13 protein-coding genes and 2 tRNA genes are annotated in these 17,407 nt (G+C 71.7%); 10 read left to right on the forward strand and 5 right to left on the reverse strand.

Annotated elements, in window-relative coordinates; genetic code table 11:
* The first annotated feature begins 40 nt into the window (after positions 1–40).
* A tRNA-Val gene (locus OG842_RS32065) sits at positions 41–112 on the forward strand.
* 366 nt (positions 113–478) lie between these two features.
* On the opposite strand, the gene OG842_RS32070 is transcribed toward OG842_RS32065, so the two are convergent.
* Positions 479–3,109, reverse strand: a complete 2,631-nt coding sequence (locus tag OG842_RS32070) for an SCO7613 C-terminal domain-containing membrane protein (RefSeq protein ID WP_266735936.1) — start codon at positions 3,107–3,109, stop codon at positions 479–481.
* An 83-nt stretch (positions 3,110–3,192) separates the two neighbouring features.
* Here OG842_RS32070 and OG842_RS32075 point away from each other — a divergent pair, with 83 nt between their 5' ends.
* The gene (locus tag OG842_RS32075) at positions 3,193–3,639 is read left to right on the forward strand and encodes an SRPBCC family protein (protein WP_266735935.1); all 447 of its coding nucleotides are present in this window, start codon (positions 3,193–3,195) and stop codon (positions 3,637–3,639) included.
* A gap of 39 nt (positions 3,640–3,678) precedes the next feature.
* Positions 3,679–3,750 (forward strand) — tRNA-Val (locus OG842_RS32080).
* Positions 3,751–3,826: 76 nt separating this feature from the next.
* On the opposite strand, the gene OG842_RS32085 is transcribed toward OG842_RS32080, so the two are convergent.
* Positions 3,827–4,552, reverse strand: a complete 726-nt coding sequence (locus OG842_RS32085; RefSeq protein WP_266735934.1) for a 3'-5' exonuclease — start codon at positions 4,550–4,552, stop codon at positions 3,827–3,829.
* Between the two features lie 190 nt (positions 4,553–4,742).
* On the opposite strand from OG842_RS32085, the gene OG842_RS32090 reads away from it, so the two are divergent.
* The 3 genes from OG842_RS32090 (at position 4,743) to thrS (ending at position 8,699) form a co-directional block, all read left to right on the forward strand.
* On the forward strand, positions 4,743–5,309 hold the full coding sequence (locus OG842_RS32090) for a DUF4365 domain-containing protein (RefSeq protein ID WP_266735933.1): 567 nt from the start codon (positions 4,743–4,745) through the stop codon (positions 5,307–5,309).
* Positions 5,309–6,583, forward strand: a complete 1,275-nt coding sequence (locus OG842_RS32095) for a hypothetical protein (RefSeq protein ID WP_266735931.1) — start codon at positions 5,309–5,311, stop codon at positions 6,581–6,583. The genes OG842_RS32090 and OG842_RS32095 overlap by 1 nt, the downstream gene beginning before the upstream one ends.
* A gap of 139 nt (positions 6,584–6,722) precedes the next feature.
* Positions 6,723–8,699: a threonine--tRNA ligase gene (gene thrS / locus OG842_RS32100; protein ID WP_266735929.1), complete on the forward strand. Its 1,977-nt coding sequence runs from the start codon at positions 6,723–6,725 to the stop codon at positions 8,697–8,699.
* A gap of 33 nt (positions 8,700–8,732) precedes the next feature.
* Here thrS and OG842_RS32105 read toward each other — a convergent pair whose 3' ends face one another.
* Entirely contained in the window at positions 8,733–9,410 is a 678-nt protein-coding gene (locus OG842_RS32105) for a potassium channel family protein (protein WP_266735927.1), read from the reverse strand.
* Between the two features lie 66 nt (positions 9,411–9,476).
* Here OG842_RS32105 and OG842_RS32110 point away from each other — a divergent pair, with 66 nt between their 5' ends.
* Positions 9,477–10,037, forward strand: a complete 561-nt coding sequence (locus tag OG842_RS32110) for an HIT family protein (protein ID WP_266735925.1) — start codon at positions 9,477–9,479, stop codon at positions 10,035–10,037.
* 150 nt (positions 10,038–10,187) lie between these two features.
* On the opposite strand, the gene OG842_RS32115 is transcribed toward OG842_RS32110, so the two are convergent.
* Positions 10,188–11,858: a hypothetical protein gene (locus tag OG842_RS32115; RefSeq protein WP_266735924.1), complete on the reverse strand. Its 1,671-nt coding sequence runs from the start codon at positions 11,856–11,858 to the stop codon at positions 10,188–10,190.
* A gap of 147 nt (positions 11,859–12,005) precedes the next feature.
* Positions 12,006–14,231: an elongation factor G-like protein EF-G2 gene (locus OG842_RS32120; RefSeq protein ID WP_266735922.1), complete on the reverse strand. Its 2,226-nt coding sequence runs from the start codon at positions 14,229–14,231 to the stop codon at positions 12,006–12,008.
* Positions 14,232–14,504: 273 nt separating this feature from the next.
* Here OG842_RS32120 and pgsA point away from each other — a divergent pair, with 273 nt between their 5' ends.
* Genes pgsA through OG842_RS32135 form a run of 3 tightly spaced genes read left to right on the forward strand, consistent with a single transcriptional unit; the run spans position 14,505 to position 17,268 of the window.
* Positions 14,505–15,179: a phosphatidylinositol phosphate synthase gene (pgsA, locus tag OG842_RS32125; protein WP_266735920.1), complete on the forward strand. Its 675-nt coding sequence runs from the start codon at positions 14,505–14,507 to the stop codon at positions 15,177–15,179.
* Positions 15,176–16,111 (forward strand): phosphatidylinositol mannoside acyltransferase, encoded by a 936-nt coding sequence (locus OG842_RS32130; protein WP_266735918.1) that lies wholly within the window; start codon positions 15,176–15,178, stop codon positions 16,109–16,111. The genes pgsA and OG842_RS32130 overlap by 4 nt, the downstream gene beginning before the upstream one ends.
* Positions 16,108–17,268, forward strand: coding sequence for a glycosyltransferase family 4 protein (locus tag OG842_RS32135; RefSeq protein ID WP_266735916.1), 1,161 nt, complete (start codon positions 16,108–16,110; stop codon positions 17,266–17,268). The genes OG842_RS32130 and OG842_RS32135 overlap by 4 nt, the downstream gene beginning before the upstream one ends.
* The last annotated feature ends 139 nt before the right edge of the window (positions 17,269–17,407 follow it).

The following is a 17,407-nucleotide window of genomic DNA, read 5'->3' on the forward strand; positions in this document are numbered from 1 at the left end:
TGGGGCGCCGCTGACATGGGGTAATGTTTGGCCTGCGCCCGGGCGATTAGCTCAGTGGGAGAGCGCTTCGTTCACACCGAAGAGGTCACTGGTTCGAACCCAGTATCGCCCACCCCGGACAGAGGGCCCGTGAGACCGCAGAGTCTCACGGGCCCTCTGCGTTTTCCGTTCCCGGCCGGCCCGCCGGGTCATCGCCGGTGCCTTCGCAGTGATTCACAAGCGCTTTCGTGAACGATTCAATCCATGCGGTGGCGGACGGTCCGGGTCCGCAAATCGAGGAGTGGTATCCGGATATCGCGGTCGGCACACTCGGGCGGCCACAGGAATTCCCGGAAAGAGTTCGGTCCCCGGCGTCCGTGAGCAATGCCACGGACGATTCGAGAACTCTGCCGGGAATTCCCGCAGCGGCGACGGCCGGGCGCGAACTGCTCTATTTCACGGGCGAGTTCGCGCGGCCGCCTGCCATGCGGCGTACCCGTCAGCGCATTCGGCCCACGGTCTCCTTCAGCCGCCGCGCATCGCGCAGCCGCTGCTCGTACGTCGCACCGACCACCAGCAACAGCAGCCCGGCCAGGGCGGGCGGCAGCCAGCGAGGCAGCGCGCCGACCACCTGGACCACGTACGGCGCCAGTTCGTGCACGGTGTCCAGGGCCAGCACCGCGCCACCGACCAGCAGCAGTGCCTGGAGCCGCAGCCGGGCGCCCGCCAGGGTGATCACCAGGGCCGCCACCCCGAGCAGCAGCGGCCGCAGCCAGTGCGGATCGACCCAGGCCGCGAAGAGGCTCGGGACCAGAGTCGCCGAGAGACCCGCCCCGTACGCCGTCCACGACGACGCCTCCGGGGCGCGACGCCGGCGCAGCACACCGAGCGCCAGGGCGGGCACCGTCACCGGCAGCGTGTACGCCTCCGGGGCCGACACCCCCGAGGCCGTCAGCCGCACCCAGGTCGCCAGGACGAACAGCGCCACCGCCAGGTACCCGGCCACCTGCCGACGCTCGGCCCGTACGGCCGTGCCCGCCGCCAGCACCCCGCTCAGCGCCAGCACCAGCGCCAGGAACGGCCCGTCCGGCACCGCCATGATCACCGCCACCACGGCCGACAGGGCCCCGGTCAGCTCGACGGGAAGAGCCGGCGGGCGGTTCCGCAGCCGGGCCCCGAGCAGCGCCGTCACCACGGGGACGGCCAGCATCAGCGGCGCCGCCCGGTATCCGGCGAGTTCCAGTGAGGCCCCGGCCGCACGGGCGAGCACCATCGCGCACAGCACGGCCCCGCACGCCGGCACCGCCTGCGCGATCCGCAGCGCCCCTGCCGCACGCGCCGCCCGAGCGTCCGGCAGCTCCCGCTCCGGCATCGCGGCGCCGTCGAGCAGCACCGCGGCGGCCCCGAGCACCAGCAGCAGCACCGCGAACACCGCGTACGTCGCGGCCTGGGCCGCGAGCGAGAGGAGCCCCGCGCTCACCGCGCCGACCAGGCCGCACACCAGCGCGGTCGTCCCCACGGCGCCCGTCCCGCGGCGCAGAGCCCGTACCGCCACCGCGAACACCGCGGCGACCAGCACCGACTGCACCGACACGGCCGCCGCGTACGAGAGCCCCAGCACCGCGGGCAGCGCGGTGAGCCCCGCCCAGCAGAGCGCCGTCGCCGCGGCCCCCGCCGCACTCCGCCAGGCCGGACCCGGCGAGACCACCGGCCCTGCCACCCGCACCAGCCGGGGCCAGGACCGGTGCGCCAGCCCGAACAGACCGGCCACCACCAGCAACACCACCGGGGCCGCGGCCGACTGGGACCACGCCAGGCCCTCCGTGCCCAGCGCACCCCGGACACCACCGTCGGGAGCGCCGGTCCACACGCGGGCCAGCTGCGACGCCGTACCCAGCAGCGACATGCCGACCGGCGGCGCCGCGGCCATGACCGCGGCCGCGGTCACTGCCGACGAGGCCCACACCAGCCCCTGGCCGACCGGACGGGGCAGCGGTGCGCGCACGGCCGTCAACAGCACCACACCGCACAGCAGATACACCGGCACCGACCAGTCCCAGTCCACTCCGGCACGCAGCACGCCACCCACCGCGGCCACCCCGGACAGCCCGGCCACCACGCCACCGGCCACCGCGAGGCCCCCGGGGCCTCTCGTTTGGATCACGCCGGGCTCGCGTGCCCCAGTGCCTGATCCGGCCCGAACCAAACGAAAGACCCCCGGCGCGCGCCACGCCCCGAACAGCGCGAGCGCCGCGCCCGCGAGCAGCAGCGCGGCCGGCGCCACCGCCGCCGACGCCGCGTCGGCGGACACCGACTGCCCCAGGGCCACCAGCAGTCCCAGCAGGCCCGTCGTCCAGCAGCCGACACAGGCCGTCACCCGGACCGCGACGCCCGGCCCCCACAGCGCGATCGCGCAGTCCAGCGCCGCCGTCAGCAGCAGTGCCCAGCCGAACACCGAGGCGCCCGCGCCGGCCGACCAGGCCCACAGCAGCAGCGGCAGCTGAGCACTCACCACCGCCAGGGGCAGCGGCAGCCGCAGCCGGCCGAGCAGCAGCCCGTACCCGCCCCACAGCACCGCCAGCACCGCCGAGGCGGCCGCGGCGTAACCGGGCCCGCCGGCCTCCGGCACCGCCACCCGGTGCAGCGCGTAGGCGTCGAGGATCATCAGCACGGACGCCAGAGCACCCAGCGACTCGGCCGTCGCGGACAGCCCGCGACGCAGCAGCACGGCGGGAGCGGCGAGCGCCGCGAGCGTCACCACGGTGAGCACCGCCGAACGGCCGGCGATCCCCATCTGGCCCCAGCTGACCAGGGTGAACGCGATCGCCGCGATCGTCAGCAGCAGACCGCCCAGAGTGAGCAGCACGTTCTGCGCGCTGCGCGGTCCGGCCTGCGGGGCAGGAGGCCCGAACGGAGCCGCGAACGGAGCCGCGGGCCGGGCCGTCGCGGGCGGTCCGAACGGAGCGGCGAGCTGCGGGACCGGCGGCGCGCCGGGCGGCCCGGCGGGTGGCGTCAGCACGCTCAGCAGCCAGGCACGGCGAACCAGCAACTGGGACCGGCGGGCGTCCAGCCGGGCCAGTTCGCGATCGAGGAGCGCCAATTCCTCAGCGGGTGGCGGCACATGTTCCATGGACGCGAGTGTGGCGCGAGCCACAGGTTCGGACATGCGCTCGGATACTCAGTTCCCCGGCTGAGTACGCGCAGACTGGATCCATGGACTGGAGCCACTACCGATTCGTGAGTGTCTGGGACCTTCCCGCCCCGCCCGGCGCCGTGTACGAGATCCTCGAACGCGGCGATGACTACCCGCGCTGGTGGCCGCAGGTCCGCGAGGTCACCCCGGTCGACGGCATCACCGGCACCACCCGTATCCGCTCGCTCCTCCCGTACGACCTCGTCATGACCGTCCGCGAGCGCCGCCGCGACCCCCGGGCCGGGGTCATCGAGGCGACGCTCAGCGGCGATCTGGACGGCTGGGTCCGCTGGACGGTCACCCCGCACGGCGGTGGCAGCCGGGCCGTCTACGAGCAGGAGGTCGAGGTGCACCGGCGGCTGATGCGGCTGCTGGCGGTGCCCGGACGCCCGGTGTTCCGGGCCAATCACGCCCTGATGATGCGTGCCGGGCGGCGGGGTCTCACGGCCAGGCTGGAAGCAGTTTGAACCGGACCCCGAGAGCCCTGTATGGTTCAACCCGTTCCCGGGCGATTAGCTCAGTGGGAGAGCGCTTCGTTCACACCGAAGAGGTCACTGGTTCGAACCCAGTATCGCCCACCCGGAAGAAGCCGGTCCGTCAGCAGAATCGACGGACCGGCTTCTGCGTGTGCGGAAGCGGGGGCCGGGCATCCTCTCATGCCGCGGCAGGAAGCTCCGGGCGCAGCGGCCAGGCCGGATCCACCGCCTCCGTCGTGCCGTTCTTCGCGAACCACGCCTGCAGTCCACGCGCCTGCGCCGCATGCCACACGGCCTGCAGGGTGTGCAGCTCCGGCGGGGTCAGCCGCTCCAGCCGGGACGAGAACCGCCGCCCCACCGCACGCACCAGCTCCAGCGAGGCCGCCGCGTCGGCCGCCGCGTCATGGGCGCCGTCGAGCACCACTCCGTACAGCTCGCACAGATCGGTGAGGGTCCGCCGGCCCTTGCGGTAGCGGTCCAGATGCTTGTCGAGCACGCGCGGATCCAGCACGCACAGCGGGGAGTTCTGCAGATACGCCCCGAGCGACGAGGCACGGTGGCGCTTCAGCTCGCGGTCCAGCAGCGTCAGGTCGAACGGCGCGTTCATCACGACCAGCGGGCGTCCGGCCGCGCACTGCTCGGCCAGCGTGCGGGCTATCTCCTCCATCACCGGCGCCGGCCAGCGGCCGTTGCGCTGAAGGTGATCGTCGGTCAGACCATGGATCTCGGTCGCCCCCACGGGCACCGGTATCCCCGGATTCACCAGCCAGCGGGTGACGCGCATCCGCCCGCCCGCCGCGTCCTGGACGACCAGGGCGGCCGAGACGATCCGGTCCCCCTCGACGTCGACTCCTGTTGTCTCGGTGTCAAAAGCGGCCAGCGGCCCCTCGTACCAGTGAGTCATCCCCGAACTCCTCGTGCCCGAACGGCAGATGTGTGATTCCTCTGCCCGGTCCGGTGATACCCGCACCCTTTGCCTCGTACGCCGTTTGCGGTCCGCCCCGTGCGGTGACAACACAGCTGAGGGGAACGGAAGTTGTCCGCCGCCCCCGACCGGAGAACCGATCGGCACAGCCCGGAAGGCACACGCAGCCATGGCGCTCGCGAAGCCCGAACCGAGCGGGCTGCTGTCACAGCGGACCGAACCGCTGCGCGGCACACTCGCAACCACCGCCTGCATGGAGACGCTCCAGGTGGGCTATCTGCACGCGGTCGCGGCCGCGGCGGGGTGCTCCCTGTCGCAGCCCTTCCCCGACAACGGCATCGACTGGCACGTCAGCCACGGTGCGCCGGGCCATGCCGTGGACGACGAAGTGACCATAAAGGTCCAGCTCAAATGCACCTACCAGATCCCGCCGAACCCGCCGGGACCGACCTTCGCCTTCACGCTCGACAACGCCCACCTCGTCAAGCTCGCGCGGACACCGGTGTCGGTGCACAAGATCCTCGTGGTGATGATCGTGCCGCGCAGCCAGGACGACTGGCTGCGAGCCGGGCACGACCGGCTCGACCTGCGGCACTGCTGCTACTGGACCAACCTGGCCGGCCACGCGGTGACGGGCCGGCACCGGACCACCGTGCGGATCCCCACCTCGCGCATCTTCGACGACCGGGCGCTCTGCGAGATCATGACCCGCGTAGGGGCGGGAGGGAGACCTTGATGCACCGGCCGATGGACGGATACGACGGCTGCACGGACGGAACGATCCCGTCAGCCACCCGCCCGCACCCCGCCGAGTCCGCGGGGCCGTGGCCCGATGCTCCCGGGCTCCCGGGAGGCGTCCCGGACCCGGCCCGGGTCGACCCCGCGGTCCTCGGCGCCCTGCTCGGGCGGCACGGCTGGCGGCGCCGGGGCGGGGCGGCCGGGCGCTACAGCCGGTGGACCCCGCCGGGCCCGCCGGCCCCGCCCGGCGGCGGGACGAGCCTCCTGGTCCCCGACACCACCGCCTTCCCCGACAGCGAGGACCTCCTCGTCGAGGCGCTGACCGCGCTCGCCCGCAGCGCCGCACCCTCCGCCCGCGAGGTACTGGTCTCGCTCGCCGTGCCCAGCGACGAGATCCGCTGGTGGCGCGAGGTCCCCGAGACGGTCGCGGGCGCGGCGGGCTGGGCCGGGGCCGAGCGGCTGCACACGGCCGCCCGGCAGATACTGCTCGCCGGAGCCCTCGCCGTACGCGCGAACACCGGCTACCACGGCGCACGCCACCGCCGCAGGGCCAGGGCCGCGCTCGACGGCATCCTCGTCGGGCCCGCGCCCGGCGGTCGGGAGCTCGCCGCGTTCGTGCCGGTCGAACCGGGCCGTGCCGTCGCCGTACGGCTCCACCAGGCGCTGCACGCCACCCGGGAGGCCGTGGACTACCAGCGGGCCACCGGCGGCTACGAAGCCTTCGACACCGCCGTCGAGGCGGGCGTCAGCCGGGAGCTGACCGAGGCCGTCGTCGCACTCGTCCAAGGCTCGGAAGGGGCCGGGATCGCCCTGGAGTGGGCGCCCGCCGCCGGTACCCCCGAGGGCTGCCCGGCCCGGCCCGAGCCGGTGGAATTCTCCCCCGGCGATCTGCCGGCCCTGCGCCGGGCGGGCGCCCGCTACCTCCACGACGAGCCCGCCGTGACGGTACGGATCACCGGCGCCGTCGTCCGGATGCGCCGCTCGGCACCGCGCGGCCCCGGGATCGTGCGGCTGCGGGTGCTGGCGGGCGCCGAGGTGCCGCACGTACGGCTGGAGCTGGACGAGGAGGCGTACCGGATCGCCGGCCACGCCCATCTGGTGGGGCTGCCGATCCGGGTGGAGGGCAGGCTGGAGAGCCGCGGCGGCTTCCGGCGGCTGACGAGGACCTCGCACGTGGTGCCCGTGCAGGTCGACGAGGCGGAGCGGGACCGGCTGATGAAGTCGCTCCAGGAGAACGTCGACCTTTTCGAGGAGGCGTGCACCGGCGAATAGGGCGCTGGGGGAGGGCCTTGCGGGGGAGCGGTGGGGCCGGCTGCCCGAACCGTTTCGCAGAGGGGGCCCGCTCCTCGGTACGATTCGTATCGCACGCGCACTACACATGCGTGCGTTCCCCCTGAGTCAGGAGAGACCGGTGTCAGACGTCCGTGTGATCATCCAACGCGATTCCGAGCGGGAAGAGCGCGTGGTGACGACGGGCACTACGGCAGCCGAGCTCTTCCCCGGCGAGCGCACCGTCGTCGCCGCCCGGGTCGCCGGTGAGCTGAAGGACCTCGCGTACGCCGTCGCCGACGGCGAGGTCGTCGAGCCCGTCGAGATCTCCTCCGAGGATGGCCTGAACATCCTGCGGCACTCCACCGCGCACGTCATGGCGCAGGCCGTGCAGCAGCTCTTCCCCGAGGCCAAGCTCGGCATCGGTCCGCCGGTCAAGGACGGCTTCTACTACGACTTCGACGTCGAGAAGCCCTTCACCCCGGAAGACCTCAAGGCCATCGAGAAGAAGATGCAGGAGATCCAGAAGCGGGGCCAGAAGTTCTCCCGCCGGGTCGTGACGGACGAGGCCGCCCGCGAGGAGCTGGCCGACGAGCCGTACAAGCTCGAGCTCATCGGAATCAAGGGCTCCGCATCCTCGGACGACGGCGCGGACGTCGAGGTGGGCGGCGGCGAGCTGACCATCTACGACAACCTCGACCCGAAGACCGGCGACCTGTGCTGGAAGGACCTCTGCCGGGGCCCGCACCTGCCGACCACCCGGTTCATCCCGGCGTTCAAGCTGATGCGCAACGCCGCGGCGTACTGGCGGGGCAGCGAGAAGAACCCGATGCTCCAGCGCATCTACGGCACCGCGTGGCCCACCAAGGACGAGCTCAAGGCCCACCTGGAGTTCCTGGAGGAGGCCGCCAAGCGCGACCACCGCAAGCTCGGCAACGAGCTGGACCTCTTCTCCTTCCCGGACGAGATCGGCCCCGGTCTCGCGGTCTTCCACCCCAAGGGCGGCATCATCCGCCGCGCCATGGAGGACTACTCGCGCCGCCGGCACGAGGAGGAGGGCTACGAGTTCGTCTACTCCCCGCACGCCACCAAGGGCAAGCTCTTCGAGAAGTCCGGCCACCTGGACTGGTACGCCGACGGCATGTACCCGCCCATGCAGCTCGACGACGGGGTGGACTACTACCTCAAGCCGATGAACTGCCCGATGCACAACCTGATCTTCGACGCGCGCGGGCGCTCATACCGTGAACTGCCGCTGCGCCTCTTCGAGTTCGGCACGGTGTACCGGTACGAGAAGTCCGGTGTGGTGCACGGTCTGACCCGCTCGCGCGGCTTCACGCAGGACGACGCGCACATCTACTGCACCAAGGAGCAGATGGCCGAGGAGCTCGACCGGACGCTCACCTTCGTCCTGAACCTGCTCCGCGACTACGGTCTGACCGACTTCTACCTGGAGCTCTCCACCAAGGACCCGGAGAAGTTCGTCGGCTCCGACGAGATCTGGGAAGAGGCCACCGAGACGCTGCGCCAGGTCGCCGAGAAGCAGGGCCTGCCGCTGGTCCCGGACCCGGGCGGCGCCGCGTTCTACGGCCCGAAGATCTCGGTGCAGTGCAAGGACGCCATCGGCCGTACCTGGCAGATGTCGACCGTGCAGCTCGACTTCAACCTCCCGGAGCGCTTCGACCTGGAGTACACCGGCCCGGACGGCACCAAGCAGCGCCCGGTCATGATCCACCGCGCCCTGTTCGGTTCCATCGAGCGCTTCTTCGCGGTGCTCCTCGAGCACTACGCGGGTGCGTTCCCGGTGTGGCTGGCCCCGGTCCAGGCGGTCGGCATCCCGATCGGCGACGCGCACATCCCGTACCTCCAGGAGTTCGCGGCCAAGGCCCGGAAGAAGGGGCTGCGGGTCGACGTGGACGCTTCCTCCGACCGGATGCAGAAGAAGATCCGCAACCAGCAGAAGGCCAAGGTGCCCTTCATGATCATCGCGGGCGACGAGGACATGGCCAACGGCGCCGTCTCCTTCCGCTACCGCGACGGATCGCAGGAGAACGGCATCCCGGTCGAGGACGCCATCGCCAAGATCCAGAAGGCCGTCGAGGACCGCGTCCAGGTCTGACGGACACAGTGCAGGTGTCAGGCCCCCGGAGAGCTACCCGCCCTCCGGGGGCCTCTTCTCGTCCTCCCGCCTGAAGACCTGGAGCAGCCACGACGAGAACGACCCCGTCACCGCTCCCAGCAGCGCCAGCCCGCACATCATCAGGCCCGCGGCGACGACCCGGCCGCCCGGCGTGACGGGCACCGCGTCCCCGTACCCCACCGTCGTGAGCGTCTCGCACGCCCACCACACCGCGTCGCCGAAGGTATGGATCGTGGAATCCGGGACCTTGTGCTCCTGGTGGTAGACCGCGAGCGACGCGGAGAAACCGAGCAGCAGGGAGGACGCGCCGGCGTAGCTGATCACCCGGGCGTACAGGCTCAGCCGCGGTTGAGCCCGGCGCTGCTGGACCGCGGTGTAGACCCGGATCAGGCGCAGCGGCCGCAGCAGCGGAAGCAGCAGCACCAGCGTGTCCAGCCAGTGGACCCGGAAGAAGTGGTGGCGAAGGCCGCTGAGCCGGAACCGTACGACGTAGTCCGCCACGAAGACCAGCCAGGTGGCGCCGACCAGGACCAGGGCGAGGTCCCGCCAGGGCTCGGCGTCCTCGGGGGCGAGGACGCGGACCGCGTAGCCGAGCAGGAAGAGCAGGGAGACGCCGAGCAGCGGCACCTCGGTGCGCTGCTCCCAGTGCCGTAGGCGTTCAGGGGTGGAGTCGGCGGACCGGTCGCTCATCGCCTCAGCATCTCCGTACGCCGACGGGTGTGGCCCCGGCGACACGCACCCCGGGAGTGAAGCAATATGCTGATCGCCATGACGAGTGAGCCGGAGCAGCAGATCGGAGTGGGAACGCCCGACGCGTTCCAGCGCCTGTGGACGCCCCACCGGATGGCGTACATCCAGGGCGAGAACAAGCCGACCGGCCCGGAGGCCGGCGACGGCTGTCCGTTCTGCGGGATCCCGTCGAGTTCGGACGAGGACGGGCTCGTCGTCGCCCGCGGCAAGCACGTGTACGCCGTGCTGAACCTGTATCCGTACAACGGCGGCCATCTGATGGTGGTGCCGTACCGGCATGTCGCGGACTACACGGAGCTGGACGGTCCGGAGACCATGGAGCTGGCCGATTTTACCAAGCGGGCGATGGTGGCCCTGCGGACGGCCTCGGGGGCGCACGGATTCAACATCGGCATGAACCAGGGATCGGTGGCGGGTGCCGGCATCGCGGCCCATCTGCACCAGCATCTGGTGCCGCGCTGGGGTGGTGACACCAACTTCATGCCGGTGGTCGGCCACACGAAGGTGCTGCCGCAGCTGCTCGCCGACACCCGCAAGATGCTGGCCGACGCCTGGCCGGAGGGCTGATCGCGGCAGTGGTTCGCGCTAGGGCCGCCCCGGCCGATTTCCGGCCGGGGCGGCCCTCGTGTCTGTCCGGCCCTGATCAGGGCGGGCCCCCCTTGCGTCGGGGTGCCCGGTCCTGGTCCGCCGGGCAGGCCCTCGCGTCGGGGTGGCCGGCTACGCGTCGTACAGATCGGCCTTGCGCGGGGTCGGGTCCTGCACCGCGCCGCTCAGTATCATCGAGCGGTTGTCGAAGCGCTCGGTGTCGACGCCGTTCTCGTCGAGAACGCGCAGGGCGGCGCTGTGGACGGCGCGCAGTACCGGCGTCGCGGCCCGCATCGCGTCGTCCGCCATGAAACGGTGGCGCCACGGCTTCTCGGCCCACGCGTGGCGCAGGCCGAACGGCTCGGGCAGGGCGATCTTGCCGCCCAGATAGTCCAGCAGCGGCGGGTACCAGGTGAACGGGGCGCGCAGGGCGAGCCGGACGACCTCGCTGGATTCGACCAGCGGAAGCGTGATGTCGCGGGTCTCCCAGAACCGGACGGTCTTGTTGACCGTCTTGGTCTTGGCCGCGGGCTTGCTCGTGAAGAGCGAGTGGACGGGGCCCAGTGCATGCCCGGTGACCTCGATGCGCAGGGTCTCGTAGAGCACCGTGACCGTGATCATCATCGTGATGACCAACTGGCCGTCCCAGAGGGTGAACTGGACCCCCAGATAGTGCCGGTCACCGCCGCCGAACTGCTGGTGGTTGCAGATCCGCTGTATCTCGTGCGGCTTGACCTGGAAGGTGGCCACGTCCTCGCCGGCGGGGCGGGAGACCGAGTCGGCGTTCTCCCCGACGGGGGACACGATCCAGTGGGTGACCGACGGAGTGGGGAACCCGCCGGTGTTCAGCGGGCCGCGCTCCAGCACCTTGAGCTGGTCGTGGATGGCCCGGATCAGGTCCCAGCTGCGGAACTGGTGGAATTCCTTGCCGGGTTCCTTGGAGACGAGCTCCTCGGCCAGCTGCCAACTGCCCCAGCGGGTGCCCATGCCGAGGATTCCCTTGGGGCCCGCGTAGAAGACCGAGTTGGACTGCTGCTCGGCGGTGAGCTTCTCCAGGCCTTGGCGGAGCGCCTCGCGGGAGGTCTCGTTGGGATTCTTCGGCACGGCCTCGGGGATCTTGGCGCTGACGCCGCCCCCGGAGAGCAGCCCTTCCCAACGGGCGCGCATGTCCTTGGCGGAGGACTCGGCGATCCGTTTGGCGATGAACCAGCCGATGACGGGGGCCACGATCATCAGGCGGACGTAGAGCGCCAGGAACCCGGTGAGCGGCAGGCCGACCAGGAAGACCAGCGCCACGATGCCGATGATCGGGAGCAGCGCGCCGCCCAGGGCGGAGAGCGCCTTGTCCTTGGTGTTGCCGAGGTAGTCGCGCAGACGGAACGCGAGGACCCACAGGATCATGCCGGGCAGGAAGAGGAAGCCGAACAGAGCGGTGACGGCGGTGAGTTTGGTGTCGCGGCTCTTGCGGAGGCGAGTCGCGGAGAGACAGTGCTCGACGACGGTCTGCGGGTCCGTCCCGAAGGACTGGATGAGGGCCTTGCGGGCGCCGCCCAGCATGCGTTCCTGGACGGCGCGGGAGAACGCCTCGCCGAGATTGGGCTTGAAATAGTCGGACTTGAAGAGCTTGGAACGGCCCACCTTGACTTCGGACTTGTGCCACTCGCTGTTGGCTTCAAGGATCTTCTCCACCGGGCTGTCGCGGTACGCGGCGGAGGCGAGGGCGTTCGTCGCCACCGCCTGTCCGCCCGAACCCTGGAGCGGGATCTGCGCTCCGGGAGAGAAATCGAATCCGTCGCTGGCCACTGTCGCCCCCACTCGCCGCCGAGGAACTGCTCCTGCGGCTGTTTCCCAACTGCCGTGCCTGGCACACCTTCTGAGCTGGGACCAAAGCGTATCGTCCGGATCGCTGCGCCGCCCGCCCCTGTGGACAAAGACGGGCGGCATGGCCGGTCACGAGTCGTTCGGGTTGTTCTCCTGCTGTCCCCGGAGGCGCTCGGCGAGTTGCGGGGGCATCGCTTCGTGCCGGGCGTACGCCCGGTCGAACCGGCCGGCGCCATGGGAGAGGGAGCGCAGGTCGACCGCGTACCTGCCGATCTCCAGCTCGGGCACCTCGGCCCGTACGAGGGTGCGGCCGGCGCCGGACTGCTCGGTTCCGATCACTCTGCCGCGCCGCCCGGACAGATCGCTCATCACCGGCCCGACATAGTCGTCGGGGACCAGGACCCGGATCTCGGCGACGGGTTCGAGGAGCTGGATGCGGGTGTCCGCGGCGGCCTCGCGCAGGGCCAGCGCGCCCGCGGTCTGGAACGCCGCGTCGGAGGAGTCCACCGAATGCGACTTGCCGTCCCGCAGCGTGACGCGTACGTCGACGAGCGGATGGCCGGCCGCGACGCCACGGGCGGCCTGGGCGCGCACGCCCTTCTCGACGGACGGGATGAACTGACGGGGCACCGCTCCGCCGACCACCTTGTCGACGAATTCGATGCCCGACCCCGCGGGCAGCGGCTCCACGTCGATCTCGCAGATGGCGTACTGGCCGTGGCCGCCGGACTGCTTCACATGCCGGCCGCGCCCGGTCGACGGGGCGGCGAAGGTCTCGCGGAGCGACACCTTGTGCGGTACGGCGTCGACCTGGACGCCGTAACGGCTGCGCAGCCGGTCCAGCGCCACGTCCTGATGGACCTCGCCCAGGCACCACAGCACCACCTGGTGGGTGTCCTGGTTCTGTTCCAGGCGCATGGTCGGATCCTCGGCGACCAGCCGGGCGAGCCCCTGGGAGAGTTTGTCCTCGTCCGCCTTGCTGTGTGCCTCGATGGCGAGCGGAAGCAGCGGGTCCGGCGTGGTCCAGGGCTCCAGCAGCAGCGGCAGCTCCGGGTCGGAGAGGGTGTCCCCGGTCTCGGCGCCGCCCAGCTTGGCGACACTGACCAGATCCCCCGCGCCGCACGCGGTGACCGGGCGCTGCTGCTTGCCGAACGGGGAGGAGAGCGCGCCGACGCGGACCTCGGCCTCGTGGAAGGGGCGGGGCTCGTGGCCGGGGTCGGTGAGGCCGTGGCCGAAGACGTGGACGGTCTCGTCGGGGCGCAGGGTGCCGGAGAACACGCGTACCAGCGAGACCCGGCCGACGTACGGGTCGGAGGCCGTCTTGACGACCTCGGCGACGAGCGGCCCGTCCGGGTCGCAGGTCAGGTCCGGCCGTGACGCCCCGTGCAGGGGAGTGACGTCGGGGAGGGGGTGCTCCAGCGGGGTCGGGAAACCGCCGGTGATCAGGTCCAGCAGCTCGACGGTGCCGATGCCCTGGCGGGCACCCGGGGCGGCGGGGGCCGCGGTGAGGACGGGATGGAAGGAGCCCCGGGCCACGGCGCGCTCCAGATCGTCGACGAGTGTCTTGATGTCGACCTCCGCTCCGTCGAGGTAGCGGTCCATCAGGGTTTCGTCCTCGCTCTCGGCGATGATCCCCTCGACCAGCCGGTTGCGGGCCTCCTGGAGCGCCGGCCGCTGGCCGTCGGCGGGCGGGTTCTCCCGCCGATCGCCCGAGGAGTAGTCGAAGATCCGCAGGGTGAGGAGGCCGGTGAGCCCGGTGAGCGGGGCGTGCCCGTCGGCGCCCTCGGCGCCGTGGACGGGCAGATAGAGCGGGAGCACCGCGTCGGGGTCGTCGCCGCCGAATATCTCGCCGCAGATCCGGGTCATCTCGTCGAACGAGGTGCGTGCCGTGTCCAGGTGGGTGACGACGATGGCGCGCGGCATGCCGACGGCCGCGCACTCCTCCCAGACGGCCCGGGTGGCGCCCGCCACCGCGTCGGCCTCCTGGGCGGCGGACACGATGAAAAGGGCCGCGTCCGCCGCCCGCAGACCGGCCCTGAGTTCCCCGACGAAATCGGCGTAGCCGGGGGTGTCCAGAAGATTGATCCGGTACCCGCCCCAGTCGACGGGGACCACGGAGAGCTGTACGGAGCGCTGCTGGCGGTGTTCGATCTCGTCGTAGTCGGAGACGGTGGCGCCGTCCTCGACCCGGCCGGCCCGGTTGACCGCGCCCGCGGTCAGCGCGAGGGCCTCGACGAGGGTGGTCTTTCCGGAGCCGCTGTGGCCGACCAGCACCACATTCCGTACGGATGAGGGCCGGCCGGCCGTCGCTGCCCTGCCGGCGGCCCCGGTGTGTGCGTGTGCCTTGTCGCCCATGATGCGTGCCTCCCAGGTAGTGGTGCGAAGCGGAGGGAATACCGACGCGATGTGGGGAGAGGGGAGAGCTGTACGGGCACTGGGGAGCCGCCGCGGCGGCTGCGCGCGACGCCCGCGGTAATTCGAGCTTTCCACTCGGGCCGGGCCGCGTCCATACATGGCACTCCGCCGCGCGACGCCGGGTGCCCGGACGGTGGACTCCGGCGGGCGTGACTACGATGGGCCAGCCGGTGGCCGTAGGGGCCGCTCGGCCCACCGACCCTCGGGAAGGCCATGCTGAACAAGTACGCGCGTGCATTTTTTACGCGTGTCCTCACACCGTTCGCCGCACTGCTGCTCCGTCTAGGCGTGAGCCCTGACGCGGTCACTCTGATCGGTACGGCCGGGGTGATGGCAGGTGCGCTGGTCTTCTTCCCGATGGGGGAGTTCTTCTGGGGCACGATCGTCATCACGATCTTCGTCTTCTCCGACCTCGTCGACGGCAACATGGCCCGGCAGGCCGGTATCTCCAGCCGCTGGGGCGCGTTCCTGGACTCGACCCTGGACCGGGTCGCCGACGGGGCGATCTTCGGCGGATTCGCGCTCTGGTACGCGGGCAACGGCGACGACAACGTGCTCTGCGCGGTCGCGATCTTCTGTCTGGCCAGCGGCCAGGTGGTCTCGTACACGAAGGCGCGCGGCGAGTCGATCGGACTGCCGGTGGCGGTCAACGGTCTCGTGGAGCGCGCCGAGCGGCTGGTGATCTCGCTGGTCGCGGCCGGGCTCGCGGGCCTGCACAAGTTCGGCGTCCCCGGGATCGAGGTCCTGTTGCCGATCGCGCTGTGGATCGTTGCCGTGGGCAGCCTGGTGACGCTGGTGCAGCGGGTCGTGACCGTGCGCCGTGAGTCCGCCGAGGCCGATGCGGCCGAGGCCGCCGCCGCGGGGCCGGGGAGCGGGACCGACCGGTGAGCGACGACCGGGCACAGTCGCGTGAGGGTCTGCGGGACCGGCTGACCGACGGGCTGTACGGGCTCGGCTGGAGCGCCGTCAAGAAGCTCCCCGAGCCGGTCGCCCGGACGCTCTTCCGCACCATCGCCGACCAGGTATGGAAGCGGCGCGGCAAGAGCGTGCTGCGGCTGGAGTCGAATCTGGCACGGGTCGTGCCCGGGGCGTCGCCGGCCCGGCTGGCCGAGCTCTCCAAGGCCGGGATGCGCTCGTACATGCGCTACTGGATGGAGTCGTTCCGGCTGCCCACCTGGAGCCCGGCGCGGATCAAGGCGTCGATAGACGTGAGAGACGCGCACCGGCTGACCGACGGCCTCGGCGCCGGCCGAGGCGTCATCCTCGCCCTGCCGCACCTGGGGAACTGGGACCTGGCGGGAGCCTGGGTCACCACCGATCTCAAGGTGCCCTTCACCACGGTCGCCGAGCGACTCAAGCCCGAGACCCTGTACGACCGGTTCGTGGCCTACCGCGAGGGGCTCGGCATGGAGGTCCTGCCACACAGCGGCGGGGAGGCCTTCGGCACCCTGGCGAGGCGGCTGCGCGCGGGCGGGCTGGTCTGCCTGGTCGCCGACCGCGATCTGTCCGCCTCCGGCGTCGAGGTGACGTTCTTCGGCGACACCGCGCGGATGCCCGCCGGGCCCGCACTGCTGGCCCAGCAGACCGGGGCGCTGCTGCTGCCGGTGACGCTGAGCTACGACGACACGCCCGTGATGAAGGCGCGGATCCATCCGCCGGTCGAGCTGCCCGAGTCAGGCGACCGCACGGAGAAGACGTCCTCGATGACACAGGCGCTGGCCGATGCCTTCGCCGTCGGAATCGCCGATCATCCGGAGGACTGGCACATGCTGCAACGGCTCTGGCTCGCCGATCTGGAGCCCCGGGAGGACCGGACGTGAAGATCGGCATCGTCTGCCCGTACTCCTGGGACGTACCGGGCGGTGTGCAGTTCCACATCCGTGACCTGGCCGAGCACCTGATCCGGCTGGGCCACCAGGTGTCCGTGCTGGCGCCCGCCGACGACGAGACGCCGCTGCCGCCTTACGTGGTGTCGGCGGGCCGGGCCGTGCCCGTCCCGTACAACGGCTCCGTCGCCCGGCTGAACTTCGGCTTCCTCTCGGCCGCCCGGGTGCGCCGCTGGCTGCACGACGGCACCTTCGACGTGATCCACATCCACGAGCCGACCTCGCCGTCACTGGGGCTGCTCGCCTGCTGGGCCGCGCAGGGGCCGATCGTCGCCACGTTCCACACGTCCAACCCGCGCTCCCGGGCCATGATCGCGGCGTACCCGATCCTCCAGCCGGCACTGGAGAAGATCAGCGCGCGCATCGCGGTGAGCGAGTACGCGCGCCGCACCCTGGTCGAGCACCTGGGCGGCGACGCGGTCGTCATCCCGAACGGGGTCGATGTCGGCTTCTTCGCCGCAGCCGAGCCCAAGGCCGAGTGGCAGGGCGGGACGATCGGCTTCATCGGGCGCATCGACGAGCCCCGCAAGGGCCTGCCGGTCCTGATGCGGGCACTGCCCGCGATCCTCGACGCCCGCCCGGACACCCGGCTGCTGGTGGCCGGCCGGGGCGACGAGGAGGAGGCCGTCGCCTCGCTGCCCGAGGCGATGCGCGAGCGGGTCGAATTCCTCGGCATGGTGAGCGACGAGGACAAGGCGCGGCTGCTGCGCAGCGTCGATGTGTACGTGGCGCCCAACACCGGGGGCGAGAGCTTCGGGATCATCCTGGTCGAGGCCATGTCGGCCGGTGCGCCGGTCCTCGCCAGCGACCTGGACGCGTTCGCGCAGGTGCTGGACCTGGGCGCGGCGGGCGAACTCTTCGCCAACGAGGACGCGGACGCGCTGGCCGCGGCGGCGATCCGGCTGCTCGGGGACCCGGAGCGGCGTGCGGAGCTGCGCGAGCGGGGCACCGCGCATGTGCGCCGGTTCGACTGGTCGACGGTCGGGGCGGACATCCTCGCGGTGTACGAGACGGTGACGGACGGCGCGGCCTCGGTGGCGGCCGACGAACGCACGGGGCTGCGCGCACGGCTCGGTCTGGCGCGGGAGTGAGGGCCGCCCGGGCCGTGTCCGTAAAGTCCCGCCCGGCTCGCCCTCCGGGCGTATGACGGGACTTTACGGACACGACCCGGGCGCCGGGGGTCCGGGGCCGGGCGGCCACGCCGTCCGCGCCCCACCGGTAGCCTTGCCG

Origin of the sequence: Streptomyces sp. NBC_00376 (assembly GCF_036077095.1) — a bacterium.
Taxonomy (GTDB): domain Bacteria; phylum Actinomycetota; class Actinomycetes; order Streptomycetales; family Streptomycetaceae; genus Streptomyces.